The organism is Paroceanicella profunda (assembly GCF_005887635.2).
In the GTDB taxonomy this organism is placed as follows: Bacteria; Pseudomonadota; Alphaproteobacteria; order Rhodobacterales; family Rhodobacteraceae; genus Paroceanicella; species Paroceanicella profunda.
Genome location: NZ_CP040818.1, coordinates 41,697 through 68,548 on the forward strand (window position 1 = coordinate 41,697; position 26,852 = coordinate 68,548).

At 74.2% G+C, this 26,852-nt stretch carries 13 protein-coding genes and 1 tRNA gene; 9 read left to right on the forward strand and 5 right to left on the reverse strand.

Annotated elements, in window-relative coordinates; all coding sequences use genetic code 11:
- Nucleotides 1-244: 244 nt before the first annotated feature.
- Complete coding sequence (locus FDP22_RS00185) at nt 245-793, reverse strand: TetR/AcrR family transcriptional regulator (protein WP_138575815.1); 549 nt, start codon at nt 791-793, stop codon at nt 245-247.
- Between the two features lie 175 nt (nt 794-968).
- Between FDP22_RS00185 and FDP22_RS00190 the strand changes: the two genes are divergently transcribed.
- The 4 genes from FDP22_RS00190 (at nt 969) to FDP22_RS00205 (ending at nt 6,523) form a co-directional block, all read left to right on the forward strand.
- The gene (locus FDP22_RS00190) at nt 969-2,189 is read left to right on the forward strand and encodes an MFS transporter (protein WP_138575814.1); all 1,221 of its coding nucleotides are present in this window, start codon (nt 969-971) and stop codon (nt 2,187-2,189) included.
- A gap of 202 nt (nt 2,190-2,391) precedes the next feature.
- Nucleotides 2,392-3,813 carry a cryptochrome/photolyase family protein gene (locus tag FDP22_RS00195; protein ID WP_138575813.1) on the forward strand — a complete coding sequence of 474 codons (1,422 nt, stop codon included), beginning with the start codon at nt 2,392-2,394 and terminating at the stop codon, nt 3,811-3,813.
- A 478-nt stretch (nt 3,814-4,291) separates the two neighbouring features.
- Nucleotides 4,292-5,422, forward strand: a complete 1,131-nt coding sequence (locus FDP22_RS00200; RefSeq protein ID WP_170317528.1) for an NUDIX domain-containing protein — start codon at nt 4,292-4,294, stop codon at nt 5,420-5,422.
- A 60-nt stretch (nt 5,423-5,482) separates the two neighbouring features.
- On the forward strand, nt 5,483-6,523 hold the full coding sequence (locus FDP22_RS00205; protein WP_138575811.1) for a cysteine synthase A: 1,041 nt from the start codon (nt 5,483-5,485) through the stop codon (nt 6,521-6,523).
- Between the two features lie 798 nt (nt 6,524-7,321).
- On the opposite strand, the gene FDP22_RS00210 is transcribed toward FDP22_RS00205, so the two are convergent.
- The 3 genes from FDP22_RS00210 to FDP22_RS00220 all read right to left on the reverse strand — a co-directional run bounded on the left by FDP22_RS00210 (nt 7,322) and on the right by FDP22_RS00220 (nt 10,079).
- Nucleotides 7,322-7,750, reverse strand: coding sequence for a hypothetical protein (locus FDP22_RS00210; protein WP_138575810.1), 429 nt, complete (start codon nt 7,748-7,750; stop codon nt 7,322-7,324).
- An 897-nt stretch (nt 7,751-8,647) separates the two neighbouring features.
- Nucleotides 8,648-8,929, reverse strand: a complete 282-nt coding sequence (locus FDP22_RS00215) for a hypothetical protein (RefSeq protein WP_138575809.1) — start codon at nt 8,927-8,929, stop codon at nt 8,648-8,650.
- A gap of 226 nt (nt 8,930-9,155) precedes the next feature.
- Nucleotides 9,156-10,079, reverse strand: a complete 924-nt coding sequence (locus FDP22_RS00220; RefSeq protein WP_239031962.1) for a transglutaminase family protein — start codon at nt 10,077-10,079, stop codon at nt 9,156-9,158.
- 413 nt (nt 10,080-10,492) lie between these two features.
- Here FDP22_RS00220 and FDP22_RS25105 point away from each other — a divergent pair, with 413 nt between their 5' ends.
- The 4 genes from FDP22_RS25105 to FDP22_RS00240 all read left to right on the forward strand — a co-directional run bounded on the left by FDP22_RS25105 (nt 10,493) and on the right by FDP22_RS00240 (nt 24,222).
- Nucleotides 10,493-10,624: a hypothetical protein gene (locus FDP22_RS25105; protein WP_277884141.1), complete on the forward strand. Its 132-nt coding sequence runs from the start codon at nt 10,493-10,495 to the stop codon at nt 10,622-10,624.
- Between the two features lie 46 nt (nt 10,625-10,670).
- Nucleotides 10,671-20,411 (forward strand): GH36-type glycosyl hydrolase domain-containing protein, encoded by a 9,741-nt coding sequence (locus tag FDP22_RS24770; RefSeq protein WP_239031826.1) that lies wholly within the window; start codon nt 10,671-10,673, stop codon nt 20,409-20,411.
- Between the two features lie 488 nt (nt 20,412-20,899).
- Nucleotides 20,900-23,500 (forward strand): mechanosensitive ion channel family protein, encoded by a 2,601-nt coding sequence (locus FDP22_RS00235; RefSeq protein ID WP_138575807.1) that lies wholly within the window; start codon nt 20,900-20,902, stop codon nt 23,498-23,500.
- On the forward strand, nt 23,497-24,222 hold the full coding sequence (locus FDP22_RS00240; protein ID WP_138575806.1) for an alanyl-tRNA editing protein: 726 nt from the start codon (nt 23,497-23,499) through the stop codon (nt 24,220-24,222). The genes FDP22_RS00235 and FDP22_RS00240 overlap by 4 nt, the downstream gene beginning before the upstream one ends.
- Before the next feature lie 635 nt (nt 24,223-24,857).
- Here FDP22_RS00240 and FDP22_RS00245 read toward each other — a convergent pair.
- Entirely contained in the window at nt 24,858-25,817 is a 960-nt protein-coding gene (locus tag FDP22_RS00245; protein ID WP_239031827.1) for a SphA family protein, read from the reverse strand.
- 714 nt (nt 25,818-26,531) lie between these two features.
- On the opposite strand from FDP22_RS00245, the gene FDP22_RS00250 reads away from it, so the two are divergent.
- Nucleotides 26,532-26,621, forward strand: a tRNA-Ser gene (locus FDP22_RS00250).
- Nucleotides 26,622-26,852: the final 231 nt, after the last annotated feature.

Below are 26,852 nucleotides of genomic sequence, written 5' to 3' on the forward strand. Positions count from 1 at the left end.
TCTGGCACCGAGTCGTGCAGCGGACCGGACCTGGCAACGCCAATCCGCGCGTCGCCCCCCTGCGCCGGGTGTGGCAGCGTAATTCCTTGTATCGGGCCGCGCGAAGCGTCGGGCGTAGCGGCGCCATTCCGAGTGTCAGGCCGCCCGGCGCCGGACGTGGCGGCACCAAACCCGGGGACCGGACCGCGCGGCGCGCCGGCCTGCGGTGCGCCTGGGGTGGGGCGGTGCAGAGAGGCCCCGGCGGTCAGGACGTGAGCCGGGCCACGATGGCGCGGACATCGGCGCGCGAGAGCGGCTGCGGGTCCACCATGTTGTGCAGCGTCAGCCCCTCCACCAGGGCGTCGAGCGCATGAACCGTGTGGGCGTCGAAATGCCGGCCCAGCGCGGCGCGGCTCTGGCCCAGCCAGCCCTGCATCACCGTGCGCAGCACCGGGATGCGGCCCGTGTAGGCCCAGAGCTCGCAGACCAGCTGCATGTTGCGCGGCGTGGCGATCCGCCCGCCGGAGATCACCTCCACCACCGCTTCCGCCGCCTCCGCCGGGCTGCGCGCCGCGTCCAGCAGGCTGGCGTAATCGGCGTGCATCTCGGTGGCGAGCCGGGTGAAGGCCTCCAGCAGCAGGGCTTCCATGCCGTCGAAATGATAGGTCATCGAGCCGAGCGGCACCCCGGCCGCCGCCGCCACGCGCCGGTGGGTGGTGCCGGCCACCCCGTGGCTCGCGATCACGTCGAGCGTGGCGAGAAGGATGCGTTCGCGGCGGTCCGGGTCGCGGCCCCGGTGCGGCTGGTCGGTCACCTCTGCGTCTCGCCTCCCCGGACTGGCCGCGCGCGGCTGCACCGCCCCGCGCCGTCACGCCCGGTTCACAGGCCGGGCGTACACCGGTTTACATGCAGGGTGTACATATGTACATGATCACTGACGCCCCGCCGCAGCGTGATGCGCGGGCCGACCTCTTCATCAGGGTGCCGCAATGTTTTCCGCCATTCAACGCCGCCGGCTTGCACTTTACGTGCTGTTCTTCCTGCCGGGGGTGCAGTTCTCCTCATGGATCACCCGCACGCCGGCGATCCGTGACCGGCTGGACGCCTCCACCGCCGAAATGGGGCTGGTGATTTTCGGCCTGTCGCTGGGGGCGATGATCGGCATCCTGTCCTCCGCGCCGCTGGTTCTGAAGTTCGGAACGCGGCCCGTGGTGGGCGCCGGCATGGCCTCGGTCACGCTCAGCATCGCGGTGGTGGCGCTGGGGGCGGCGCTGGCCTCGCCGCTGCTGGTCTCCGTCGGGCTGGCCTTCGGCGGGCTGGGCATGGGCGCGCTCGACGTGGCGATGAACGTGGAAGCCGCGGACGTGGAGCAGCGGATCGGCCGGCCCTTCCTGACCGGGATGCATGGCTGCTTCAGCCTCGGCACGGTGGTCGGCGCGCTGGCGGGCATCGCCCTCTCCGCCATCGCCTTCCCGGTGCCCTGGCACCTCATGGCGGTGTTCGTGCTCTCGGTTCCGCCGCTCCTTCTCGCGATGCGGCAGGTCGCGCCCGGCCTCGGCCGCCGGGTGGTGCTCACCGAGCTGGAGCGCAGCCGCGCCGGCCCGGTGCCGCGCAGCTGGCGCGACCCGCGCCTTGCCATCATCGGCGTGGTGGTGCTGGCGATGGCCCTGGCCGAGGGCGCCGCGAACGACTGGCTACCGCTCCTGATGGTCGACGGGCACGGCTTCGGCGCCACGGCCGGCTCGCTGGTCTTCGCCGGCTTTGCCAGCGCGATGACGGTGGGGCGCTTCTTCGGCGGCCCGGTGATCGCACGTTACGGCCGGGCAGCAGTGGCGCGGGGCAGCGCCGTGTCCGGTGCGCTCGGCATCGCGCTGGTGATCTTCGGCGAGGGGCCGGTGGTCGTCGGGGCCGCGGTGGCGCTCTGGGGACTGGGCGCCTCGCTCGGCTTCCCCGTGGCGCTCTCGGCGGCGGGCGAGACCGCACGGCCCGGCGAGAGCCCGGCGGCCCGGGTGGGCGTGGTGGCAACGGCCGGCTACGTGGCCTTCCTCGTCGGCCCGCCGCTGCTGGGCTTTCTGGGAGACTCCTTCGGGCTGCGCAGCGCGATGATCGTGGTCCTCGCCCTGATGGGCGTCGCCGCCATCCTGGCCCCCGCGCTCGGCAGCGGCCGCGTCGTGGCGCGGGAGCCGGCGCCCTGCGGCAACGCCGGGTGAGCGGCGGTCGCGGGGCTGTCCCCCACGGCATCGGTCACCGCCCGGAAATGCGCCACGAGGGAATCCACAGCCCCGCGCCCCGCCCGGCGGGGATCCGCCGCCCGGCGACCCTCCGCCGCCGGACATGCCGCCCGGTGATCCGCCGCGCCCGCCCGCACGTATGCAGGGGCATGACACCGCTTCGCATCCTCACCGAGGCCCGATGACCGACACGGCCCCTGCCCTCCTGTGGTTCCGCCGCGACCTGCGCCTGGCCGACCATGCCGCCCTCACCGCCGCCGCCGCCGGCGGACGGCCGGTGATCCCCGTCTTCGTGCTCGATCCGGAGACCGAGGCCATCGGGGCCGCCGCGCTCTGGCGGCTCGGGCTCGGGCTGGAGGAGCTTGCCCGCAGCCTGGGCGCGCGCGGCATGCGGCTGGTGCTGCGCCGCGGCCCGGCGCGCGCCGCGCTCTCCCGGCTTGCCGCGGACACCGGCGCGCGCGCCCTGCACTGGACCCGCCTCTATGACCCCGCCTCCGTGGCCCGCGACACGCAGGTGAAGGCGGAGCTGCGCCGCGAGGGGATGGAGACGGTCTCCCACCCCGGCCACGTGCTGTTCGAGCCCTGGACCGTGGCCACCGGCAGCGGCGGGCCGTTCCGGGTGTTCACCCCGTTCTGGAAATCGGTGCGCGGCCGCGGGCAGGACCCCGCCCTGCCGGTGCCCGAGCTGCGCGCGCCCGCCCGCTGGCCGGCCAGCGACCGGCTGGAGGACTGGGAGCTGGGCGCGGCGATGAACCGGGGTGCTGCGGTGGTGGCCGCGCATGTGGCGGTGGGCGAGCAGGCCGCGCGCGACCGGCTCTCCGCCTTCCTGCGCGGCAGCCTGGACGGCTACGCCGCCGACCGGGACCGCATGGACCGCGCCGCCACCTCGCGCCTGTCGGAGAACCTCACCTATGGCGAGATCTCCCCCCGCAGCATCTGGCATGCCGGCACCCGGGCGCTGGAGGAGGGCCGGCCCGGCGCCGAGGCCTTCCTGCGCGAACTGGCCTGGCGGGACTTCGCCTGGCACCTGATGCACCACGTCCCCGATCTCGCCACCGCCAACTGGCGCCGCGAGTGGGACGCCTTCCCCTGGCGCGGGGACAGCGCGGAGGCCGAGGCCTGGCGGCGCGGCCGCACCGGGGAGCCGGTGGTCGACGCCGCCATGCGCGAGATGTTCGTGACCGGCACCATGCACAACCGGGCCCGGATGATCGTGGCCTCCTACCTCACCAAGCACCTGCTGACGGACTGGCGCATCGGCCTCGCCTGGTTCGCGGAGTGCCTGACGGACTGGGACCCGGCCTCCAACGCCCTCGGCTGGCAGTGGACCGCCGGCTCCGGCCCCGATGCGGCCCCCTATTTCCGCGTCTACAACCCGGCGCTGCAGGCGGAGAAGTTCGACCCGAAGGGGCATTACCGCCACCGCTTCCTCGCCGGCTACGGGCCGGGCCGGCCGCATGGCGATGCGCTGAGCTATTTCGACGCGGTGCCGCGGTCCTGGGGCCTCGTTGCCGACACTCCCCCGCCGGAGCAGCCGCTGATCGGGCTGAAGGAGGGCCGGGCCCGCGCCCTCGAGGCCTATGCCGCCCTGCGCGGCACCTGACACCGCGCGCCGCGCTGTGCCCGCACGGCCACCGTGTGCACGCCGGAAGTCTGGCATCCCGGCCGGCCCCGCCGAAGGCCCCCGGGGCGCCGCGCCCATACCACGGGGGGGGCGCAGGACCGGGGAGCGGAGGACGGGAAGCGCCCCCACGCCCCGGGCGCGGCATCGCGACCTCCCCGGCGCGCGCCGGACCCCCGGGGAACCGCCCCTGATCCCAAGCCCGAACCGACGGCCCACCGGCCCCGCGTACCGGGGCCGATGCGCGCCCCCGCCGCGATGGATGGCGCCGCGACAGACCCTCGGCGCCGCAGGCGCGGGCGCCCGGGCAGCGCGTGGGAGCGGGCCCTGCCCCGCGCCGGCGGGTCTCTTGGCCCGCCGGCCGTTTCATGCTCAGATGCCCCGTCCCGATCCTCGGGCCCCACGGCCCTCCGCCCTCCCGGCGGGTCCGCACCTCTCCAGAACGACAGGATTTCCCCACGTGTCTCGCCCGATCTTCCTCTACGGAACCCTGCGCGATCCGCGCGTTCTCGAAACCGTCGCCGGCCCCGGAGCAGCCGGCCTGCGGCTGCGCCCTGCACATTGCCGCGATCACCTCGCCCGCCGGGTGGAGGGCACCGGCTATCCCGTGCTGCGCCCCACGCCCGGCGCGCTGGCCGAGGGGTTGCTGCTGGAGGATGCGGGGGAGGAGGTGCTGGCCCGGCTGAGCTTCTTCGAGGACGGCTTCGGCTACACGCTCGTCCCCGTGCCCGTGCTCACCCGGGACGGTGAGACGGAGGCGCTGGCCTGGCTGAACCCCGGTGACACCCTGCCGCTGGGGCCACGCTGGGACTTCGCGGCCTGGGCGCGGGAGGACCAGCCGGTGTTCCTGGAATCCGTGCGCGAATACATGGCCTTCATGGAGCGTGGCGCGGCCGCCGCCGCCTTGTGGCACGGGGTGTCGATCCGCGCCCGCGCCCGGGTCTCCGCCGCCGCCGAGACGCCGGTTCAGCGCCTGCGCAGCGGCTTCACCCGGGAGGACGTGGAGCTTCTCTCCCTCACCCGGCCCTACGCGAACTACTTCGCCATCGAGGAGCACACCCTGCGCTTCCGCCGCTTCGACGGCAGCCTCTCCGCGCCGATGCTGCGCGCCGCCTTCACCTCCGGCGACGCGGTGACCGTGCTGCCCTGGGACCCCGGGACGGACCATGTCCTCGTCATCGAGCAGTTCCGTACCGCGCCCTGGGCGCGCGGCGACAAGGCGCCCTGGACGATCGAGACCGTGGCCGGGCGCTGCGATTCCTCCGAGAGCGCGGAGGAGGCCGCCCGCCGCGAGGCGCGCGAGGAGGCCGGGCTGGAGCTGGGGCGCATGGAGCGCGTGGCCGCCTATTACCCCTCGCCCGGCGCGGCGGCGGAGTTCCTCACCTCCTTCGTGGCGCAGGCGGAGCTGGGCGGCGCCGGCGGCGTGCACGGTCTGGAGATCGAGGGGGAGGACATCCGCGCCTTCACCCTGCCGCTCGATGACGCGCTTGCGGCGGTGCGCAGCGGCGAGATCGCCAACGGCCCGCTGGTCCTGTCGCTGTTCTGGCTCGCGGCGCAGCGCGAAACCCTGCGCGCGGCCTGGGGCGCTTGATCTCGGGGCGGTGAGCGCCTATTTTCCAGTCGACCGCCTCACCGCCCAGGAAATCACACAATGTCCATGTATAAAGACCTCCCGCATGCTGTCGGCCACACGCCGCTGATCCGGCTGCGCAAGGCTTCCGAACTCACCGGCTGCGAGATCCTCGGCAAGGCGGAGTTCCTCAACCCCGGCCAGTCGGTGAAGGACCGCGCCGCGCTCGGCATCATCACCGACGCGGTGGCGCGCGGCACGCTCAGGCCCGGCGGCACCATCGTGGAAGGCACCGCCGGCAACACCGGCATCGGCCTCGCGCTGGTGGGGGCGTCGATGGGCTTTCGCACCGTCATCGTGATCCCCGACACCCAGAGCCAGGAGAAGAAGGACATGATCCGGCTCGCCGGCGCGGAGCTGGTGGAAGTGCCCGCGGTGCCCTACCGCAACCCCGACAACTACGTGAAATATTCCGCCCGCCTCGCCGCCGAGCTGGCGAAGACCGAGCCGAACGGCGCCATCTGGGCGAACCAGTTCGACAACGTGGCCAACCGCCAGGCCCATATCGACACCACCGCGCCGGAGATCTGGGAGCAGACCGACGGCAAGCTGGACGGGTTCATCTGCGCCGTGGGCTCCGGCGGCACGCTGGCGGGCGTGGCCATGGGCCTGCGCGAACGCTCGAAGGACGTGAAGATCGGCCTCGCGGACCCCGACGGCGCCGCCCTCTACAACTGGTACGCCAACGGCGAGCTGAAGTCCGAGGGCTCCTCCATCACCGAGGGCATCGGCCAGGGCCGCATCACCGCGAACCTGGAGGGGCTGACCGTGGACATGCCCTTCAACGTGCCGGATGCGGAGGCGCTGCCGGTGGTCTTCGACCTGCTCTCCGAGGAGGGCCTGTGCCTCGGCGGCTCCTCGGGCATCAACGTGGCCGGCGCCATCCGCATGGCGAAGGAGATGGGCCCGGGACACCGCATCGTCACCATCCTGTGCGACTACGGCACCCGCTACCAGTCCAAGCTGTTCAACCCGGCGTTCCTGCGCGCGAAGTCCCTCCCCGTCCCGGCCTGGCTGGACCGCCCGGCGCGCGACCTCCCCACGGTGTTCGAAGCCGCCTGACCAGCCCGCGCCGCGCGACCGGCATCGCCCCCTGTCCGGGGCGCGGTGCCCCACGGCGGCGCGCAGCCGACCGCGCTGGTCGTCGAACGGCGCATCACCGCCGCCGGGAATGCCCTGCCCGACGAGCCCGGCGCCCCCAGCCGGTGAGCACCCTCTCCGAAGCGCCCGGTGCGGCCCCTGACGGTGCACACCCTGTCCGCAGGGTCCGGCGTGCAGCCCTGTCGATGTGAAGCCCCTCCGAAGGGCCCGGCACACAGCCCCTGCCGATGCGCATGCTGCCCGAAGGGCCCGGCGTACTGCCCATGCCGGTGAACACTCCCTCCGACGAGTCCGGCGCGCGCCCTGACGGTGAGCACCCTCTCCGAAGGGCCCCCGCACACAGCCCCTGCCGATGCGCATGCTGCCCGAAGGGCCCGGCGTACTGCCATGCCGGTGAGCACTCACTCCGACGAGTTCGGCGCGCTCCCTGACGGTGAGCACCCTCTCCGAAGGGCCCCACACAGGCCCTACCGATGCCCATGCTGCCCGAAGGGCTTGGCGTACTGCCCATGCCGGTGAGCACTCCCTCCGACGAGCTCGGCGCGCGCCCTGGCGGTGAGTGCCTGGGGCGACGGGGTCCGGGGCAAGCCAGGGCGCCTGCGCTTCGCGCGACTGTCGGACGGAGTGGGGGCCGCTGCCCGCGACCGTGCAGGGCGAGGCCCGGGTCAGGGCCGCGGAGAGCGCGTGTTGCGCGGCGGAGAGGGGCCCGCCCGGGAGCCGCCCGGCCTTCGGGCCGGACGCATCGCCCGTGCGAGGCGCTCAGTTGCCGAAGCCGTTCATCAGCAGGATCGCGCACAGCCCCACGGCGGCGATCCAGAAGTATCCGGGAACGATGGCCGTCAGCCGGGCCAGGCTCAGCGGCTGACCGGGCTGCTGACCGTGCGGCTCGGGCGTGGCGGCGCGCGGGTTGCGCGGCAGCAGCGGCAGGATCCGGGCCGAAAGGGCGGCGCGATCCGCCTCGCCGATCTGCACGTCGCGGAACGCCGAGAGGCGCTCGGCCAGCCGGGTGGTGGCCGAGGACATCGAAAGATCCGCCAACGCCGCCGCCTCGCGCCAGGGGTCGACCCCCAGCCGGGCCAGCATCGACATCACGGTAACCGTGCCGCCCCGCTGGTCGAGGCCGACCGACGCGGTCAGGAAGGGCTCGAATTGCGGATCATTGCCCAGGCGGGTCTGTATCGCTGTCATCTGTCGCTCCATCGGCGTGCCCTGCCGCCCGCCTCGCGTGGCGACGCGGGCCGGCAGCCCGCGCCCTCCGCAGCGGGCGGCGGGAACGGGACAGGCAGGATGCCGGATCGCGCCGGCGCGCTGTGACGAAAATGGCCGGCCACGGGCCCGCAACCGGCAGGTCGGATCCCCTGCGCGGGGCGCGGAGGTGACGGGAACGCCCGGGCGGGCAGACCGGCCGGGTTCGGTATCGGATGCCGCACGGGCAAACCGGCCGGCTTCGCAGCCGATGCCGCACCGGCAGACCGGCCGGGTTCCCGGCCGTCGCCGCAGGGATCCGGTGCGCCATGCCCTGAAATACGCGCGCGTCGCGGGCTCAGGAACGGGGCACCCGCCGTGCCATCGGAACCCGATGACGCCGCTGCGCACCAGCGAAAGGTCCGGGCCTCGCAAACCCGCGTCGGGGGGAGGAGCACCGGCCTCGCGTCTCCGGACTGCCCTGCACGGGAACCCGTCCGCGAAGCGCACTGAGCGGCTGTGGCACGAACCGTTGACCACCTGCGCGTGCCGTTCACCGCACCGCGCGGCGGCAGGTCCCCGGTGCTGCAACAGGGCCGCCGCGGGCGACGTGCCGACCTCGCTCCCCCTCCGACCCGAACAGGCGCCGCGCACCGTGCGGATCAGCAGGGTTTGTGCGGGCACCGCACCATGGACAGTCAGGCGCAGCCACGACGGTCACTGGGGCTGGCCCGCGCCCATGCTCCAGGCCAGCAGTCACGAGGGCTTGCCCGCGCCCGTGCTCCGCGCCGGCGGTCGCAAGGGTTGGCCCGCGCCGGCGGCACGCGCCTGCGGCCGGTGGCCCGCGCGCGACCTGGCGGGGCGCAGCGTTGCGGCCGCGGCCCTGCGCGCAGGAGCGGATCAGCCCGCGGCGGAGACTTTCGCGGCTGCCGGCTTGCGGGCCTTCGCTGTCGCGGCCGTGGCGCGCTTCGCGGGCGCCTTCACCGGCGTGGCCGCTGCCAGCTCGGCCTTCTGGCGCTCAGATTCCAGCCGGGCCGCGCGCAGACGGCGGGTCTTGTCCTCGCGCTCGGTGGTCTCCTCCAGGATGATCGCTCTCGCGATGTCGCTGGTGTTGGCGGCGCTGGTGCGCGGCTGAGCGGGCTTGAACAACGGGATGCGTCTGGTCAGGTCATCGATCTGCATGTGTCGGCCCCTTGGGATTGTAGGCGGGCTGCAGCGGCGCCGATCGTCACCCCGGCCCGAAGGCCATGGCGATGCGGCTGCAAGCTCGTGAGAAGCAGGGAAGCCCAGGGCTGTCGCACAACGCGCATGACGGCCCTGATGTCGGGACCGGCCGCGCTCGGCAAGGCGGACAGCCGTCCCCAGTCATGTGATCACGAAATGCCGCGTTACAAGGGGTGCCGCGAAATCAGAGCGGCGGAAGGGCCCAGGCCGGCGCCTCGTCCTCCAGCGCGACCACGTCCACCTCCACCGTCATCTCGTCCAGCGCATCGGAGGATCCGAAGAAACTGCCCGACACCGGCACCGCGTGGCGGATCTCGCGCACGGCGGCGACGGGAACGAGCCGCGCCCCGCCCAGCCCCCGCCCGGCCCGGTGGTTGGTGGGATCGAAGGCGATCCAGCCGGCCCCGGGCAGGAAGACCTCCACCCAGGCATGGGTGGCGCCGGTGCCGCGCACGCCGCTGTCGCGCGGAACGCTCGGCGCGTCGGGCAGCAGGTAGCCCGAGACGAGGCGCGCGCCCAGCCCGAGCTGGCGGCAGGCCTCCGCCAGCAGCGTCGCCATGTCGCGACAGGTGCCGGTGCCGAGGTGCAGCGTCTCCAGCGGGGCCTGGGTGCCGTGCTCCTCCCGCCGGCGGTAGGCCGCGGCGGCGCTCACGCCCGCGCAGAGGTCGCGCAGCAGCGACAGCGTGTCCGTGCCGCCCGGGGTGTCGGCCACGAAGCCGCGGCTCCAGGCCAGCAGGCGGCCCTCCGGGTCCGCATGAGCCGGGCGGAGCAGGCTGCCGAGGTCGGTCAGCGCCGCGTCATCGTAGCGGAACGGGTAGCGCAGCGCCGCGGTATCGATGCCGAACACCGGCCATGCGGTCGCGTTCGACACCACGCGGACGCGGGTCTCGATCATCAGGCCGAGATGGCGGCCCTCCGGCAGCAGCGTGGCGATGGCGTTGCCGAAGACATCGCTGGCCCAGCGGAGCGCGCCGGCCGGCTCGCAGGTGAGGGCGAAGGAGCGGATGTGCAGCTCGTGCCCCTCCCGCGGCCGCAGGATCAGGTGGTGCGGGCCGAAGCCCACCGGCCGGGAATAGCGGTAGGTCGTGCGGTGGCGGATGTCGATCACGGGCAAGGGCTGGCTCCTGCGTGCCCGGTGGCCGGGACGGGGGATTGCATGGCATCCGGGAGAGGAGGAACGAGCAGTCGGACCCTCATGACATGGCGATGGACGGGCGCCATTGCACGCCCCGCGCCCCGATCCTTCCCTCCACGCGAATATACCCTGCCCGCCCCTTGCGCGGCGCGGCGCGCATCCCGATGTAAGAAGCAGCGCCGTCCGCGACCGCACCCATGTTCAGGGTCCCGGGCCGTCGCCCTCTTCCGTGTTTTCGCCCCCTCGCAGCGCCGGATCGGCATGACACCCCACGGGCCATGGCTCCTCGGGGGTGCGTGCGCCCTGCGGTGCGGGATGTCGGCCCCTCAGGGGCCACCCCTCGGGGACACGGCGCGCAGCCGCGGTCCCTCCTCCGGAGAATGCACATGGCCAAGGGTCAGAACCGCAGCGGCAAGGAATCCAAGAAGCCCAAGCAGGTGAAGGGCGCGACCGTCGCGCCGATCCCCTTTGCCAAGAGCGTGGCCGCGGCCAGCGCGAAGGCGGGGAAGAAATCCTGATGCGTGTCGCGGCGCGCCGGAGCGCGGCGCGCCGAGCCCCGCGCGCATGACCTCGGGCAGGACGTGGACCCTGGCGGGCCGCGCAGCCGGGCGGGCGGTCGCGGGCGCCCTCCCCTCCCTCTCCCGGAGAGACGCGCAGGCCGGCGGGCACCTCTGGTCCGACCGCTCGGCGATCCGGGCCGAGAAGTTCGGCATCGAACGGCTGGAGCAGCACGCGATCAGCCTCGCCGCGGCCCAGCAGGTGGCGGAGCACCCAGCGCGCGTCACCGGGCTGCATCGCCGGCTGGACGACAACGCCGCCGCCCTGCTGGCCGCCTGGAAATCCTGCATGCACGAGGTGGCCGCGGGGCGCCCCGTGGTGCCGGCGGCCGAGTGGCTGCTGGACAATTACCACCAGGTGGAGATGCAGATCGTCGAGATCCGCACCGACCTGCCGCCGCGCTACTACCGGCTGCTGCCCAAGCTCGCCTCGGGGCCGTTTCGCGGCTACCCCCGGGTATTCGAGCTGGTCTGGGCCTTCGTCGCCCACACCGACAGCCACGTCGACCCGGAGGTGCTGCGCCGCTTCCTCACCGCCTATCAGACCGTGCAGCCGCTCACCATCGGTGAGCTGTGGGCCGTGGCCATCACCCTGCGGATCGTGCTGCTGGAGAACCTGCGCCGCCTCACGGACCAGATCCTGCAGGCCCGCAGCCGGCGCGCCCAGGCGGACCGGCTGGCGGACCGGCTGCTGAACGCGGGCGCGGCGGAGGGCGGCGCCGGCCTCGGCCACCCGCACCTGCTCGACGCGGTGCTGCGCCATGACGACGGCCGGATCTCCGAGATCTTCGCTGCCGAGCTCGTCCGGCGCCTGCGCGATTTCGACCCCCGCACCACCCCGGCGGTGGACTGGCTGGAGGGCCAGCTGCGCGCCCAGGGCGCGAGCTTCGACAGCGTCGTCCAGCATGCGCAGGAGCGGCAGGGCGCCTCGAACCTGAGCGTGCGCAACGTGATCACCGGGCTGCGCACCATCTCCGAGATGGACTGGCCGGACCTGTTCGAGACCGTGAGCCTGGTCGAGGCCCGCCTGCGCGGGCATCCCGGCTTCGCGGAGATGGATTTCGCCAGCCGCAACCTCTACCGCAGCGCCATCGAGGATCTCGCCCGCGGCACCGGGCTGGACGAGATCGGCGTGGCGGAGACCGCCATCGCCCGGGGCGCCGCGGCGCGCGCGCGCCTCATCGACCACCCGGAGCCGGACCCGGCCCGCCGTGCCCGGGCGCTGCGGCTCTGCGACCCCGGCTGCCACCTGCTGGCCGAGGGCCGCCCCGCCTTCGAGACCCTCATCGGCTACCGCGCGCCGGGGCTGCTGCGCTTCGGCCTGCGCCCGGGGCTGGGCGGCTACGTGGGGGCGATCCTCGGGCTCACCTGCGCCGTCCTCGCCCTCGCGCTCTGGGCGCTGGCCGCGGGCGGCGCCTCCGCGGCGCAGCTCGTGCTCTGGGGCCTGCTGGCGCTGATCCCGGCCAGTGCCGTGGCCCAGCCGCTGGTCGACAGGATCGCCGCCCGGGCGGTGCCCGCCACCCCCCTGCCCGGGCTGGCGCTGGAGGAGGGCGTGCCGGCGGAACTGCGCACCCTGGTCGTGGTGCCCGCGCTGCTGACCACGGCCGCCGACCTCGCCACGCTGGTCACCGAGCTGGAGGTCCACCACCTGTCCGGCGCCGGGGGCGACATCACCTTCGCCCTGCTCACCGACGGCACAGACGCGCCGCAGCGCGACATGCCCCGCGACGCGCCCCTGCTCGCCCAACTCACCGCGGAGATCGCGGCGCTGAACCTGCGCTGCGGCCCCGGCCCGGCCGGACCGCGCTTCCTGCACCTGCACCGCCGGCGGCAGTTCAACGCCGCGGAGGGGGTCTGGATGGGCTGGGAGCGCAAGCGCGGCAAGCTGCATGAGCTGAACCGGCTGCTGCGCGGCGCCACCGACACCGGCTACTCGGACGCGGAGGGCCGCGCGCCGCCCGTGCCCGCAGGGGTGCGCTACGTCCTCACCCTCGACAGCGACACGCGGATGCCGCGGGACGCGGCCACCCGGCTGATCGGCAAGATGGCACATCCCCTGAACCGCCCGGTGCTGGACACGGCCCGGCGGCGGGTGACCGCGGGCCACGCGATCCTGCAGCCCCGGGTCTCGCCCGCCCTGCCGATGATCGACCTCGGCTCGGCCTTCCTGCGCGCCACCTCCGCGCCCGGCGGCATCGACCCCTACGCGGCGGCCGGGTCGGACATCTTCCAGGACCTGTTCGGCGAGGGCTCCTACACCGGCAAGGGCATCTACGACGTGGACGCCTACGAGAGCGTGATGGCCGGCCGGGTTCCGGAGAACACGCTGCTGAGCCACGACCTGCTGGAGGGGATCTTCGCCCGCGCCGGGCTCGCCTCCGATGTCGAGGTGGTCGAGGCCTTCCCGGACCGGCAGGACCTCGCCGCCCGGCGCGCGCACCGCTGGTGCTGCGGAGACTGGCAGCTTCTGCCCTGGCTCGGGCCCTCCGGCGGGCTGCCCGCGCTCGGGCGCATCAAGATCCTCGACACCCTGCGCCGCTCGCTCGTGCCGCCCGCGGTCCTGCTGATGTTGGCGGCGGGCTGGCTGCTGCCGCTGCCCGCCGCGCTCATCTCCTGCGTGCTGGTGCTCACGGTGCTGACGATGCCGCCGCTGCTGCACGCGGTGCTGTCGGCGCTGCCGCACCGGCGCGGGCTGCACCTGCGCACCCATCTGCGGCTGATGCGCGGGGATTTCCGGCTGGCCGCCCTGCAGGGCGGCATGGAACTCGCGCTGCTGCCGGACCGCGCCTGGCGCGCGGCCGACGCGATCGGGCGCACGCTCTGGCGGCTCGGCGTCTCGCACCGGCACCTGCTGGAGTGGACGACGGCCGCCGCGGCCGCCGGCCGCACGCGCCCGGGCCTGCGCCGCATCCTGCGCGACCTCGCCCCCGGCCTCACGCTGGCGCTGGCGCTGGCGCTCGGCGCCGGGCTTCTGATGCCCTCCGCACTGCCGCTCATCCTGCCCTTCGTGCTGGCCTGGGCCGCGAGCCCGCTCATCGTGCGCGCCATCAACCGCCAGCCGGCGGCGAGGGAAACCGCGCTGACGCCGGCGCAGACCACCGAACTGCGGCTCATCGCCCGCCGCACCTGGAGCTTCTTCGAAACCTTCGTGACCGCGGCCGACAGTTTCCTGCCGCCGGACAATTTCCAGGAGGACCCGCACCCGGTCATCGCGCACCGCACCTCGCCCACGAACATGGGGCTCTACCTGCTCTCCACGGTCGCGGCGCATGACTTCGGCTGGAGCGGGCGCGGCGCCACCGCGACCCGGCTCGCCGCCACGCTGGAGCGCATGCAGGGCCTGGCACGCCTGCACGGGCATTTCTACAACTGGTATGACACGACCGACGGCCGGGTGCTGGACCCGCCCTATGTCTCGACCGTCGACAGCGGCAACCTGGCCGGCCATCTCATCGTGCTCGCCAATGCCTGCGAGGACTGGGCGCAGGACGCGGCCACGCCCGCCGCCGCCGGTCTGCGAGACACGCTGGCGCTGGTGCTGGCCGAGCCCGTCCCCGCCGACCCCGCCCTGCGGGAGGTGCTCGACAGCCTGCGGGCCGGGCTGGCCGCCCCCGCGCCGGAGCTCGCGGCGCTCCTGCGCCTCGCGCGGAAGGCGCAGGCGCTGGCGGGCGCCCGCAGCCCGGACGGCGTGGACAGCCCCGACGCGCTGGCCCACTGGATCGGCGCGCTGGAGCGCGGCCTTGCGGAGCATTGCGCCGATGCGGCGCTGGCGGACGCGGCCCGCGGCGCCCTTGCCGCGCGCTTCGCCGCGCTCGGCCGCCAGGCCCGCGAGATGGCCATGGCGATGGATTTCACCTTCCTGCTCGACCCGAGGCGCAAGCTCCTCTCCATCGGCTACGCGCCGGTGGAGGGCACGCTGGACCGGGGCTGCTACGACCTGCTGGCCTCCGAGGCCCGGCTGGCCAGCCTCTTCGCCGTGGCCAAGCAGGACCTGCCGCTGCGCCACTGGTTCCGCCTGGGCCGCACCGCAACGCCCCTGCCCGGCGGGCAGGCGCTGATGTCCTGGTCCGGCTCGATGTTCGAGTACCTGATGCCGCCCCTGGTGATGATCGAACCCGAGAGCAGCCACATGGGCCGGTCCTGCCAGCTGGTGGTGGCGCGCCAGCAGGCCTATGCCGCGGCGCTCGGCGTGCCCTGGGGCATCTCGGAATCCGGCTTCAACGCCCGCGACACCGCCTTCACCTACCAGTATTCCAACTTCGGCGTGCCCGGGCTGGGCCTGAAGCGCGGGCTGGCGGGCGACCTGGTGATCGCGCCCTATGCCACGGCCCTGGCCGCGATGTTCGCCCCCGCCGCCGCCTGCCGCAACTTCGAGCGCATCGCCATTGCCGGCGGGCTGGGCCGGCACGGCTTCTACGAGGCGCTGGACTACACGCCCGCGCGCATCCTGCCGGGGGAGACTGTGGCCGTGGTGCACAGCTACATGGCCCATCACCAGGGCATGAGCATCACCGCCATCTCGAACGTGCTCTCGGGCGGGCGCATGCGCCGCCGCTTCCACGCCGAGCCGATGATCCGCGCCAGCGAACTGCTGCTGCAGGAGCGCCTGCCGCGCGACATCTCGCGCGTGCCGCCGCGCATCGACGAGGCCACCCCGGCCCGGATCCTCCGCCTCCCCGCCGGCCAGAGGGTGCGCCGGTTCAGCGGCGGGCCGAGCGGGCCCGCGGAAACCCAGCTGATGTCGAACGGGCGCTATTCGGTGATGCTCACCGCCACCGGCGGCGGCTACAGCCGCTGGGGCGACATGGCCCTCACCCGCTGGCAGCCCGATGCCACCACCGACGGCCAGGGCAGCTTCCTCCACCTGCGCGAGTGCGCCTCGGGGGCGCTCACCTCCTTCGGGCCGGGCTTCGGGCCGGGCTTCGCCCAGGACGGCTTCCCCGCCGCCGCTGGCGCCGGGGCCCCGGAAGTGCAGTTCCACGAGGACAGGGCACGGTACTCCTGCCGCGCCGGCCGGCTGAGCTGCAAGCTCGACATCATCGTCTCGGCGGAGACCGATGCGGAGATCCGTTGCCTCACGGTGCTCAACACCAGCCGCAAGCCGCGCGAGATCGACGTCACCTCCTACGCCGAGCTGGCGCTCACCCGGCCGGAGGCAGAGGCCGCCCACCCGGCCTTCGCCCACATGTTCGTGCAGACCGCCTTCCTGCCGGAATTCGGCGCGCTGATCGCCTGGCGCCGCCCGCGCGGGCCGGGCGAGCCCGGCATCTGGGCCGCCCATTTCGCCGTGATCCACGGCACCGCGACGGAACCGCCGCACTTCGACACCGACCGCGCCACCGCCCTGGGCCGCGACCGGCCGAGCGCACGCCGCGCGCAGGTGACCGGGCCGGGCCCGCTGGCCGGGCGCACCGGCACCGTGCTCGACCCGGTGTTCGCGCTGCGCCACCGGGTGAGCATCGCCCCCGGCGCTTCCGCCCGCCTGATGTTCTGGACCGTGGCCGCGGCCAGTCGCGAGGAGCTGATCGCCCTCATCGACCACCACCATGACCGCAACGCCGTGGACCGGGCCCGCACCCTGGCCTGGACCCAGGCGCAGGTGCAGCTGCGCCACCTCGGCATCACCGACCGCGAGGCGGCGGATTTCCAGCGCCTCGCGGCACCGCTGCTCTATCATGACGCGCGCTTCCGGGCCTCCGGCCTTGCCCTGCAACAGGGGATCGGCCCGCAGTCCGGCCTCTGGCCGCTGGCCCTGTCCGGCGACCGGCCGATCGTGCTGCTGCGCATCGATGACGCGGCCGACCTGAAGCAGGTCCGCACCCTGCTGCAAGCCCATGAATACTGGGGCGGCAAGCAGCTTGCCGTGGACCTGGTGATCCTCAACGACCACCCGCCCAGCTACGTGCAGGACCTGCAGCTGGCCATCGAGGCCGCCGTGCGCAGCAGCCATTCCCGCACCCGGACCGGGCCCGGCCCGGCCGGCCAGAGCAGCGCGGGCGGCGACGTGCGCGTGCTGCGCGCCGACCTCGCGCCGCCGGAGGCCGTCCGGCTGCTGCTGGCCGTGGCCCGGGTGGTGCTCTATGCCCGGCGTGGCTCGATCCGTGACCAGCTCGCGCGCATCCTGAAGACTGCGCCGGAAGCCGGGCAACCGGCAATCGCCGTCGCGTCCCCCGTCCCGGCGGCCGCCGACGCGTCCCCCCTCCCGGCGGCCACCGGTGCAGTCCCCGTCCCGGCAACTGCCGTCGCGTCCCTCGTCCCGGCGATTACCGGTGCGGTCCCTGTCCCACCAGCCGCCGGCGCAGTCCCCGTCCCACCAACTGCCGTCGCATCCCCCGTCCCGCCGGCCACCGGCGCGGTCCCTGTCCCACCAGCCGCCGGCGCAGTCCCCGTCCCAGCAACTGCCGTCGCGTCCCCCGTCCCAGCGGCCACCGGTGCAGTCCCTGTCCCACCAGCCGCCGGCGCAGTCCCCGTCCCGGCGGCCACCGGCGGATCCGCGCCATTCCTGCGCCAGCCAGCCGGCGCTGACCCGACCGCCCCCGTGCTGTCAGCTTCCGCAGCGGCAGGCCCCGGCCCGGCTGTGTCCGCCTCGCCCGCGTCCGTCGGGGCAGCCTCCGCCCGCCCGGCACCCGGCCGGACGGCCGATGCCCGGTCTGCCGCCATCCAGTCCGCCACCCCGGGCCTCGCGGCTTCGGACACTCCCGCTTCGCCTGCGCCTGTGTCCGGACCCCGCCCCCCCGCGCCGTCCCTGCCGGTCGCGCCCGGGCAGGCCCCGTCGCCGCAGCCGCCCGGCACGCTGGCGACGCAGGCTCCCACCGTTCCGGTGCCGGCGGCGCTGCCTCCCGACGCCCCCGGCCCGTCACCGCTCCGTTCGACCGCGCCGGCCCCGTCCCCCCTGCCTCCCTCTGCGCCTGCCCCGTTTCCGCAGCCTGCCAACGCACCGGCGCAGGCGGCTGCCACCCGTGCTCCGCAAGCCCTGCCCGCGCCTGGACTGCCCGTGCCCGGCTTGCCCGTGCCTGGCTTGGCCGCGTCTGGCCTGCCCGCGTCTGGCCTGCCCGCGTCTGGCCCGCCCGCGTCTGGCCCGCCCGCGTCTGGCCTGTCCGTGCATGGCCTGTCCGTGCATGGCCTGCCCGTGCATGGCCTGCCCGTGCATGGCCTGCCCGTGCATGGCCTGCCCGCACCAGGTCTGTCGATGTCGGGTTTGTCTACGCCGGATCCGACCATGCCCGGGGCCAGCCCTTCCCTGTCGGGATCCGCCCCGGCACTTCCTGTGGGCGCGGCCGGGGCGGGCGCGTCGCAGGGCGGGCCTTCGGCCGCTCCTGCCGGGGCGTCGCCCTCCGGCGAGGCGCTGGAATTCTTCAACGGCACCGGGGGGTTCGCCCGCGACGGGCGGGAATACGTGTGCTGCCTTCACGAGGGCAGTGCCACGCCGGCCCCCTGGATCAACGTGCTTGCGAACCCCGGCTTCGGCTGCCAGGTCTCGACCACCGGCAGCGGCTATGTCTGGTCCGGCAACAGCCGCGACAACCAGCTCACCGCCTGGAGCAACGACGCCGTGGCCGACCCGCCGGGCGAGGCGTTCTACATCCTCGACGAGGCCACGGGCCGCATCGTCTCGCCCACCGCCTCGGTGCTGCGCGACGCGGGCAGCTACACCGCCCGCCACGGCTTCGGCTACAGCCGCTTCGAACATCACGCCGGCGGGCTCAACTGCGCGCTGCTGCAGTTCGTGCCGCTGGAGGACCCGGTGCGGATCTCGCGCCTGGTGCTGCACAACCCCGGCGCCACCGCCCGCACGCTGAGCGTGATCGCCTATGCCGAGCCGGTGATGGGCACCTCGCGCGCCGCCTCCGCCCCGATGCTCTACACCGGGCAGGACCCGGAGACCGGCGCGCTCTTCGCCCGCAATCCCTGGGCCGAGGGCGGCGCACAGCGGGTGATGTTCAGCGATCTCGCCGGCGCGCAGACCAGCTGGACCGGCAATCGCACCGAGATCCTCGGCCCCGGGGGCCGCGTGGCGGAGCCGCGCGGGCTGGGCACCGGCCTCGGCCTGTCCGGCAACACCGGCGCCGGGCGCGACCCCTGCCTCGCGCTGCTGCAACCGGTGGTGCTGGCGCCGGGGGAGACCGTCACCCTCACCCACCTGCTGGGCGAATGCCCGGACGCGCAGAGCGCCGCGGCCCTCATCACCCGGCTGCGCGCGACCGACCCCGACACGCTGCTCGCGGAGGTGGAGGCGCACTGGGAGCGCCTGCTCGGCGCCGTGCAGGTCACCACCCCGGACAGGGCCTTCGACATCATGGTGAACGGCTGGCTGCTCTACCAGACCCTCGCGTGCCGGATCACCGCGCGCAGCGGCTTCTACCAGGCCAGCGGCGCCTACGGCTTCCGCGACCAGTTGCAGGACGGCATGGCGCTCAGCCTCGCCTGCCCCGCGCTCACCCGCGCCCACCTGTTGCGCGCGGCCGGGCGGCAGTTCCCGGAGGGCGATGTGCAACACTGGTGGCTGCCCGCCACCGGGCGCGGGGTGCGCAGCCGCATCTCGGACGATTGCGTCTGGCTGGGCCACGCGGTGGCCGAATACGTGGCCACCTCGGGCGACAGCGCGGTGCTCGACGAACAGGTGGCCTTCCTGGAGGGCCCACCCGTGGCGCCGGAGGAGGCGGACGCCTTCTTCCTGCCCGGGGTGAGCGCGGCGCAGGCCTCGGTCTATGAGCATTGCGCGCTGGGGCTGGACCGCGCCCTGTCGCTGCTCGGCCCGCAGGGCCTGCCCCTGATGGGCGCGGGAGACTGGAATGACGGCATGAACCGGGTGGGGATCGGGGGGCGCGGGGAAAGCGTCTGGCTCGGCTGGCTGCTGCTGCGCACGCTGGACGCCTTCGCGCCGCTGGCCGATGCGCGCGAGCCCGCCCGCGCCGGCCGCTGGCGCGCCGCCGCCGACACCCTGCGCGACGCGGTGGAGGAGTGCGCCTGGGACGGCGCCTGGTATCGCCGCGCCACGTTCGACGACGGAACCTGGCTCGGGGCCGACGGCCCGGGGCCGTGCCGGATCGATTCCATCGCCCAGAGCTGGGCCGTGCTCTCCGGCCGGGCCGACCCCGCGCGGGCCGCCGCGGCGATGGTCTCTTTCGACGCGCAGCTGGTGCGGCGCGAGGCCGGGCTGGCGCTGCTGTTCACCCCGCCCTTCGACGGCGGCGCGCCGGATCCGGGCTACATCGCCGCCTACCCGCCGGGCCTGCGCGAGAACGGCGGGCAATACACCCATGCCGCCGCCTGGGCGGTGCTCGCCTGGGCCGGCCTGGGGGAGGGAGACCGCGCGGCGGAGCTCTTCGCCCTGCTCAACCCCATCTCGCATGCCCGCACCCCGGAGCAGGCCGCGCGCTACCGCACGGAACCCTACGTGATGGCCGCCGACATCTACTCCGAACCGCCCCACACCGGGCGCGGCGGCTGGACATGGTACACCGGCTCCGCCGCCTGGATGCAGCGCGCGGCGGTGGAGGGCATCCTGGGCATCACGCGCGAGGGCGACCATGTCCGCGTGGCCCCCTGCCTGCCGCGCGCCTGGCCGGAGTGCGGCGTGACCCTGCGCGTCGAGGGAACGGCGATCGCCATCCGCATCCTGCGCGGCAGCCCCTGCGGCAGCACGCTCGACGCCCGCCCGATGGCCGCGCACGCGCCCCTGCTCGTGCCGCTCGACGGCGCGCAGCACACCCTCACCATCACCCTGCCGCCCGCAGACCGGGCCTGACACCGCACCGCGCCCGGGCGGGGGGCGGCACCGTCGGGGCCATCGCCGCGCCCCACCGGGCGTCCCGGCGGGGCGGCCCCGGGGCAGCGGCCCCGGAGCGTCGGCGCGCGCCGGCAGGCCCGCTGCACGGGCCTTCACCGGGGTGCGGCCGGGCAGAGACGGGTCGGGCGCGCGCTCCCGGGCACCGCGGAGGGAGAGACATCCCCCACCTGCCCGAGGCCCGGTCCGGCCCGTGGCCATCGCTCCGAGGACACCGGCCTGTGGTGACCGCTCCGGGCCCGCCGGTCCGAGCCCCGCCGGTCCGGGCCCGCCACTCCGAAGCCGCCGGTCCGAGCCCCATCGATCCATGGCCGTCCCCGTCGCGGCAGCGGGCCCGGATGCCGCCGCGTCAGGCAGGGGATGCCCGGGTCGTGACGGGCCGGGGGCTTGCGTACCCCCTGCCCCGTCATGATAGTGGCCGCCGCGCTCCCCCCGACAGAGGCAGACCCTTGATACGCCATGTTCTCCTCCTGCTGCTGTTGCTCGCCGGCCTTGGCGGACCGGCGGCACCGCAGGCCCTTGCGCAGGATTCGCTCTCCGATACCGGCAAGATCATCGACCGCTGGGAAACCCTCGCCGACCGGGCCAAGACCGCGCTGCAGAACGCCGAGAGCACCACGCCCGCGCTGGAGCGCCTGCGTCTCGACCTCGTGCAGCAGCGCGCCGAGGCGGAATCGCTGCGCGTGACGGCCGAGGAGGCGCTGGCCCCGCTGCGCGCCCAGGCCGATGCGCTGGGGCCGCCGCCCGCCGAGGGGGCGGAGGAGGCCGACGAGATCGTCCGTCGCCGCAAGGACCTCGACGACGCGATCACCGCCGCGGAAGTGCCCGTGAAGGCCGCCTCCTCCGTCGCGCGGCAGACCGAGGCGCTGATCACCTCCATCGACGCGGAGCTGCACCGCCGCTTCACCGCCGAGCTGCTGTCGCAGCACGCCCCGCCGCTGGACCCCGCCGGCTGGAACGCCGCGTTCGACGAGGCGGTGAACGGCGCCCTGCCCGCCCTGCGCCAGGGCTATGAGGGGCTTATGGGCTCCGGGAACGGGCTGTGGCTGGCGATTTCCTGCGGCACGCTCGGCCTTTCCCTGCTGCTGGGCATCCGCAGCCGGGTGATGCGCTGGTTCGAACGCCGGCTCTCGCCCTCCTTCTCGCGCGGGCAGCGCGAGCATGTCTGGGTGGGCGCCGGGCTCACCTTCGCCGCCTTGCTGCTGCCCGCCGCCGGGGCCTCGCTGCTGCTCTACGCGCTGGACCGCTCGGGGCTGCTCTCCGGCCTCAGCCAGGCGCTGGTGCGCGACCTCGGCGGGTTCGCGGCGATCCTGGTCACCGCCTACTGGCTGTCGGAGGCGCTGTTCGGCCCCGACGTGCCGGCCCGCCAGCTGCTGCCGATGGGCGAGCGCCCGGGCCGCAAGGCGGCGCGCATGACGCTGGTGCTCGGCCTGGTGACGGGCATCGACCACGTGGCGATCGGCGGGGAAACCTCGCTGAACCTCTCGCTCTCCACCCTCACCATGCTCAACATCGTGCTGGTGGGCGTGGGCGCCGTCGCACTCTACCGGCTCGGCCGCGCGCTCATCCCCGTCTACGCCCCCGCCGGCGCTGCCGCCCCGCAGGAGGACGAGGACGAGGAGGACGAGGACGAGGGCCGCGGGCGGGAACCGCTCGGCACCCTGCTCGCCTCGCTGCTGGCGCGACTGCTGCGGCTGGTGGCGCTGATCTCGCCGGTGCTGGCGGTGTTCGGCTTCTTCGCCGCCTCGCGCTTCCTGTTCTACCCCACGGTGCGCACCGGGGCGCTGATCGGCATCGTTCTGGTGCTCGTCGCCCTGGTGCAGGACGGGGTGGAGGCCGCCCTCACCGAGGAGGACGGCACCCGCAAGGAACACTCGCCGCTGCGCCTGCTGCCGATCCTCGCCGCGGTGGGGCTGATCGTGCTCTGCCTGCCGGCGCTGGCGCTGATCTGGGGCGCGCGGGAGAGCGAGCTGGGCGAGATCTGGTACCTGCTCAACGACGGCATCGCCATCGGCGACGCGCGCATCCGCCCGATGGATTTCCTGGTCTGCATCCTGGTCTTCGCGGTGGGCTACTTCCTCACCCAGCTCGTGCAGCGGGTGCTGAGCAACGCCGTGCTGCCCCAGACCCGGCTCGACAGCGGCGGGCAGAAGGCCATCGTCTCCATGGCCGGCTACTTCGGGCTGGTGATCGCCGCGGTGGCGGCGGTCGCGGCCGGGGGGCTGAACCTCTCCAGCCTCGCCATCGTGGCCGGCGCGCTCTCCGTGGGCGTGGGCTTCGGGCTGCAGAACGTGGTGTCGAACTTCGTCTCCGGCCTCATCCTGCTGCTCGAGCGCCCGGTGAAGGAGGGCGACTGGATCCGCGTGGGCGAGTGGGAGGGCACGGTGAAGCGCATCTCGGTGCGCGCCACCTCCGTGCAGACCTTCGACCGCGCCATCGTCATCGTGCCGAATGCCGATCTCATCACCACCTCGGTGCTCAACCGCACCCATTCCAGCACCACGGGGCGGCTGATCATCCCGGTGGGCGTGGCCTACGGCACCGACACGCGCGCCGTGGCGCGGGTGCTGGGGGAGATCGGGGATGCCTCGCACCTGCTGCTGCGCCGGCCAGCGCCCTTCGTGCTGTTCAAGGGCTTTGGCGCCAGCGCGCTGGAATTCGAGCTGCGCGGCTACCTGCGCGACGTCTCCACCACGCTGGACGCCACCAACGAACTGAACCACGCCATCGCCGAGCGCTTCGCCGCGGAGGGCTTCGTCATCCCCTTCGACCAGACGGACGTGACCCTGCGCAACGCCGGGGAGATCGCCGCGCTGCTGGAGCGTTTCCGGAGCGGGGACCCCGCACCGGGCACCGCGCCCGGCGCGCCCGGATCCCCCTCCGCGCCCGGATCACCGGCCACGCCGGGCGGCGCGGGACCGCAACCCGCACCGGCCCCCGGCCAGCCCGCGGACACCGGCGCGGCGGCCCCCTTCGCCCCACCCTCCGCGCCCGACCTGCCCGAGGGCGGCGCGGGCGACACCGCAGCCGACACCGGAGATTCCCGATGACCGACCCGCTCTTTCGCACCGACGCCTACCTGCGCGAGGCCCCCGCCACGGTGACCGGCCTCACGCCCGAGGGCGGCATCCTGCTCGACGCCGCGCTGTTCTACCCCACCGGCGGCGGCCAGCCCGGAGACAGCGGCACGCTCAGCATCGCAGGGCGGACCTGGGACATCGCCACCACGGAGAAGGGAGCGGGCGATGGCGAGATCATCCTCGTTCCCGCGCCCGGCGGCCCGGCCCTGCCCGCGCCCGGCGACACGGGCCTGCAGCGCCTCGACTGGGCGCGGCGCCACCGGCTGATGCGGGTGCACACGGCGCTGCACCTGCTCTCGGTGGTGGTGCCGCTGCCGGTCACCGGCGGGTCGATCGCCAAGACGAAGGGGCGGCTGGACTTCGACATGCCGGAGGCGCCGGAGGACAAGGACGCGCTGGAGCACGCCCTGAACGCGCTGATCGCGGCGGACCATCCGGTGTCCGACACCTGGATCACCGATGCGGAACTGGCCGCCAACGCGGGACTGGTGAAGACGATGTCGGTGCAACCGCCCGTGGGCGCCGGCCGGGTGCGGCTGGTGCGCATCGGGGCGGGCGAACAGCCGGTGGACCTCCAGCCCTGCGGCGGCACCCATGTGGCGCGCACCGGCGAGATCGGGCCCGTCACCCTCGGCAAGGTGGAGAAGAAGGGGCGGCAGAACCGCCGGCTCACGGTGCTGCTCGCCGACTGACCGCGCGACAACGCCCCGCGCCGCCCTGCCCCTCCCCCTCGCCGGGAGGCCCCCGGGCCCCGTCAAGAGCCCGTGCCCGCGCCCCACGGCCCGTCACACCGCCTTTCCAGCGCCCCACGGCCCGTCAGGCGCCCTGTGGAACGCCACGCGGCTCCGCGCGGTGCCGCACGTCCACACGCCCGGAGCCCAGCGTCCCACCCCGCGGTTGCGTCGAAGGCCGCAAGGCGCTGGGCAGCGTGACCCGACCCTGCGCCCCGTGCCGCGCGTCCGCAGGCCGGAGCCCTGCGTCCCACAGCCGGCTCCGTCGAAATCCGCGAGGCCCCGCGCGGCGAAATCCGGTCCTGCGCCCCGTGCTGCACGTCTGTATGCCGGAACTCTGCGTCCCGCCGCGCGACCCCGTCGAAAGCCGCAAGGCCCCGCAGGACGTAACCCGGCCCTGCGCCCCCGTGCCGCGTGCCCGCATTCCGAAATCCGGCGTCCCACAGCCGGCCCCGTCTAAAGCCGCGAAGCCCCATGCGGTGTAGCCCGACCCAGCGCCCCGTACCCGGACGCGTGGAGTCCGGCGTCCCGCCGCGCGGCCTTGCCGTGCTCCGTCGCACCCGGCGTCTGAGCGGGGCGCGCGGGCCCGTGGAGTTTCACGGCGCGGAGAGGCCGATCGGGATGGTGAGGGTGAGGAACCCGGCCACGCCGTCCAGCCGGTTGCGGGTGGCGAACTCGCGGTAGACCCGCAGCCGCGCGGCAACCGGCGTGGAGCCGACCGCGAAATTGTAGGCCGCCGTGACGCCCAGTGCCGCCACCCGGCCCTTGAAGCTGCCCAGGGTGGCCCCGGCGCCGCTGTCGCCGCTCACCTGCTCGTAGTAGTAGCCCGCCAGCCCGGCGGAGAAGGCCGGGGTGATCTGGTTGGTCACCGCGCCTTCGAGGTGAAGCTCGGTGCCGGTGCGGTAATCCGTGTCCGGGTTCTCGCCGTTGAAGGTCATGCCCGCGCTGGCCGACAGGTCCCAGCCGCTCTGCGGGTCGAACCAGGTGAGCGCGCCGGCCACGTCCAGGCCCCAGCGGTGAAAGGCGACATTGGCGATGTCGCCGGACGTGTAGTCCCCCAGCGGCACGTTCACCAGCACGCCGGTCGTCCAGTGCAGCTTGCCCGCGTGCCAGCCCAGCGAGGCCCCGAGAACCGGGTCCCCCACGGTGAAGACGCTGTCGGAGACCGCGGCGCCCGGCCCGCCGCCCTGCAGCGCCAGCGCGGCGTCGATGTCCTGCGCGCCCACCGGCAGGGTGCCCAGGACCGCGAGGTTCCCGCCCAGCACCGTCTCCGGCAGCACCCACAGGGCGGTGATGAGGTCGATGAAGGCGGTAGCGTCGATGTCGGCCACCGCGCGACCGCCCAGCGGCAGGTCCTGCCCCGCGCTGGCCGAGCCGGAATAGAAATACGCGTCGTTCTGCAGGTAGGTCCCCGGCGGCGGCAGGATGCCGGCCTGTGCGGACCGCGTTCCGAGCAGGTAGAAGCCCACGCCGCCCTCGGCCGCGCGAAGCTCCTGCGCGCCCCCCGCCAGCCCCGTGGCCAGCAGGACGGCTCCGGTGAGTGTTCCCTTGCGCACCACTCCAGCCCTCCCGCGTTCCGGCCCCGCGCAGCGCGCCGACCGCTGTTCGTGTTCGGCGGAACGGGCTGCCCGCCCGGCAGCGCATTGCCGCGGCGCCCCCCGCATGAGGCCCCCGCCCGCTTGCGCGGCGTGGCACGGCCGCGCAGGCATGCTGCCCGGCGCCGGGCAGCAGCCTATCACGCGCACGTGTTTCGCGCCTAACCGGATTTATCGCCGTGCCGGAGAGGTGGACACGGCGATGAGCGCGCCGGCCCGCCCATCGCGCCCTGCCCGGGCACACGCCGGATGCCCCCCTTCAACGCGCCCTCGCAACACCGCCGCGATCCCGCCGCGCGCAAAGGTCACACACGGCGCCATCGCCTGACGGGCCGGCCATCACCGGGCACCGCGCCACGGCTCCTGCACCCGCGGGCCCATGGCATTCCTGCGCCCCGGCCGGGTTCGCCACCCAGGCGAGAGCGCCTGTGCAACTTGCACCATTGCAACCCGGCGCGCGCCTCCGCGGCAGTGTCCGTTGCCCCTCGATGCCCGTCCCGCCGCCCCCCCTGCCCGCCACCGCCCGATCCCGAACGGGGCGTCCCGCACACCCGTCACACCTCCACGCCATAACCGCCTGAAGTGCCTTGCAGAGCCCCGGATCCGGCGATCGCGCGCAAGCGCTCTTGAGCCCTTGCGAATCCCGACATGGCCTGTATAAGACCGCTCTATCGCGGAGGGGTGGCCGAGTGGTCGAAGGCGCACGCCTGGAAAGTGTGTAGGCGGGGAACCGTCTCCAGGGTTCGAATCCCTGTCCCTCCGCCACTTGCCCTTGCGAAAGCGTTCTCCCGATCCGGCTGCGGCCGGATTTTTCCGTTGTTTTCGAGGGTTATGCGGGTGGGGCTGAGCACCGGCCTAGACGCAACCGAGACTGAAAGCGGTCTCTCAAGGCCGATATTCTCCGGACCTCATGACTGAGGCATTCTGGTGTTTAGCCTCTATATGGCTGATATTGAATGATTTTAAAGACAACGGGCTGAGCACTTCGATGCCGGT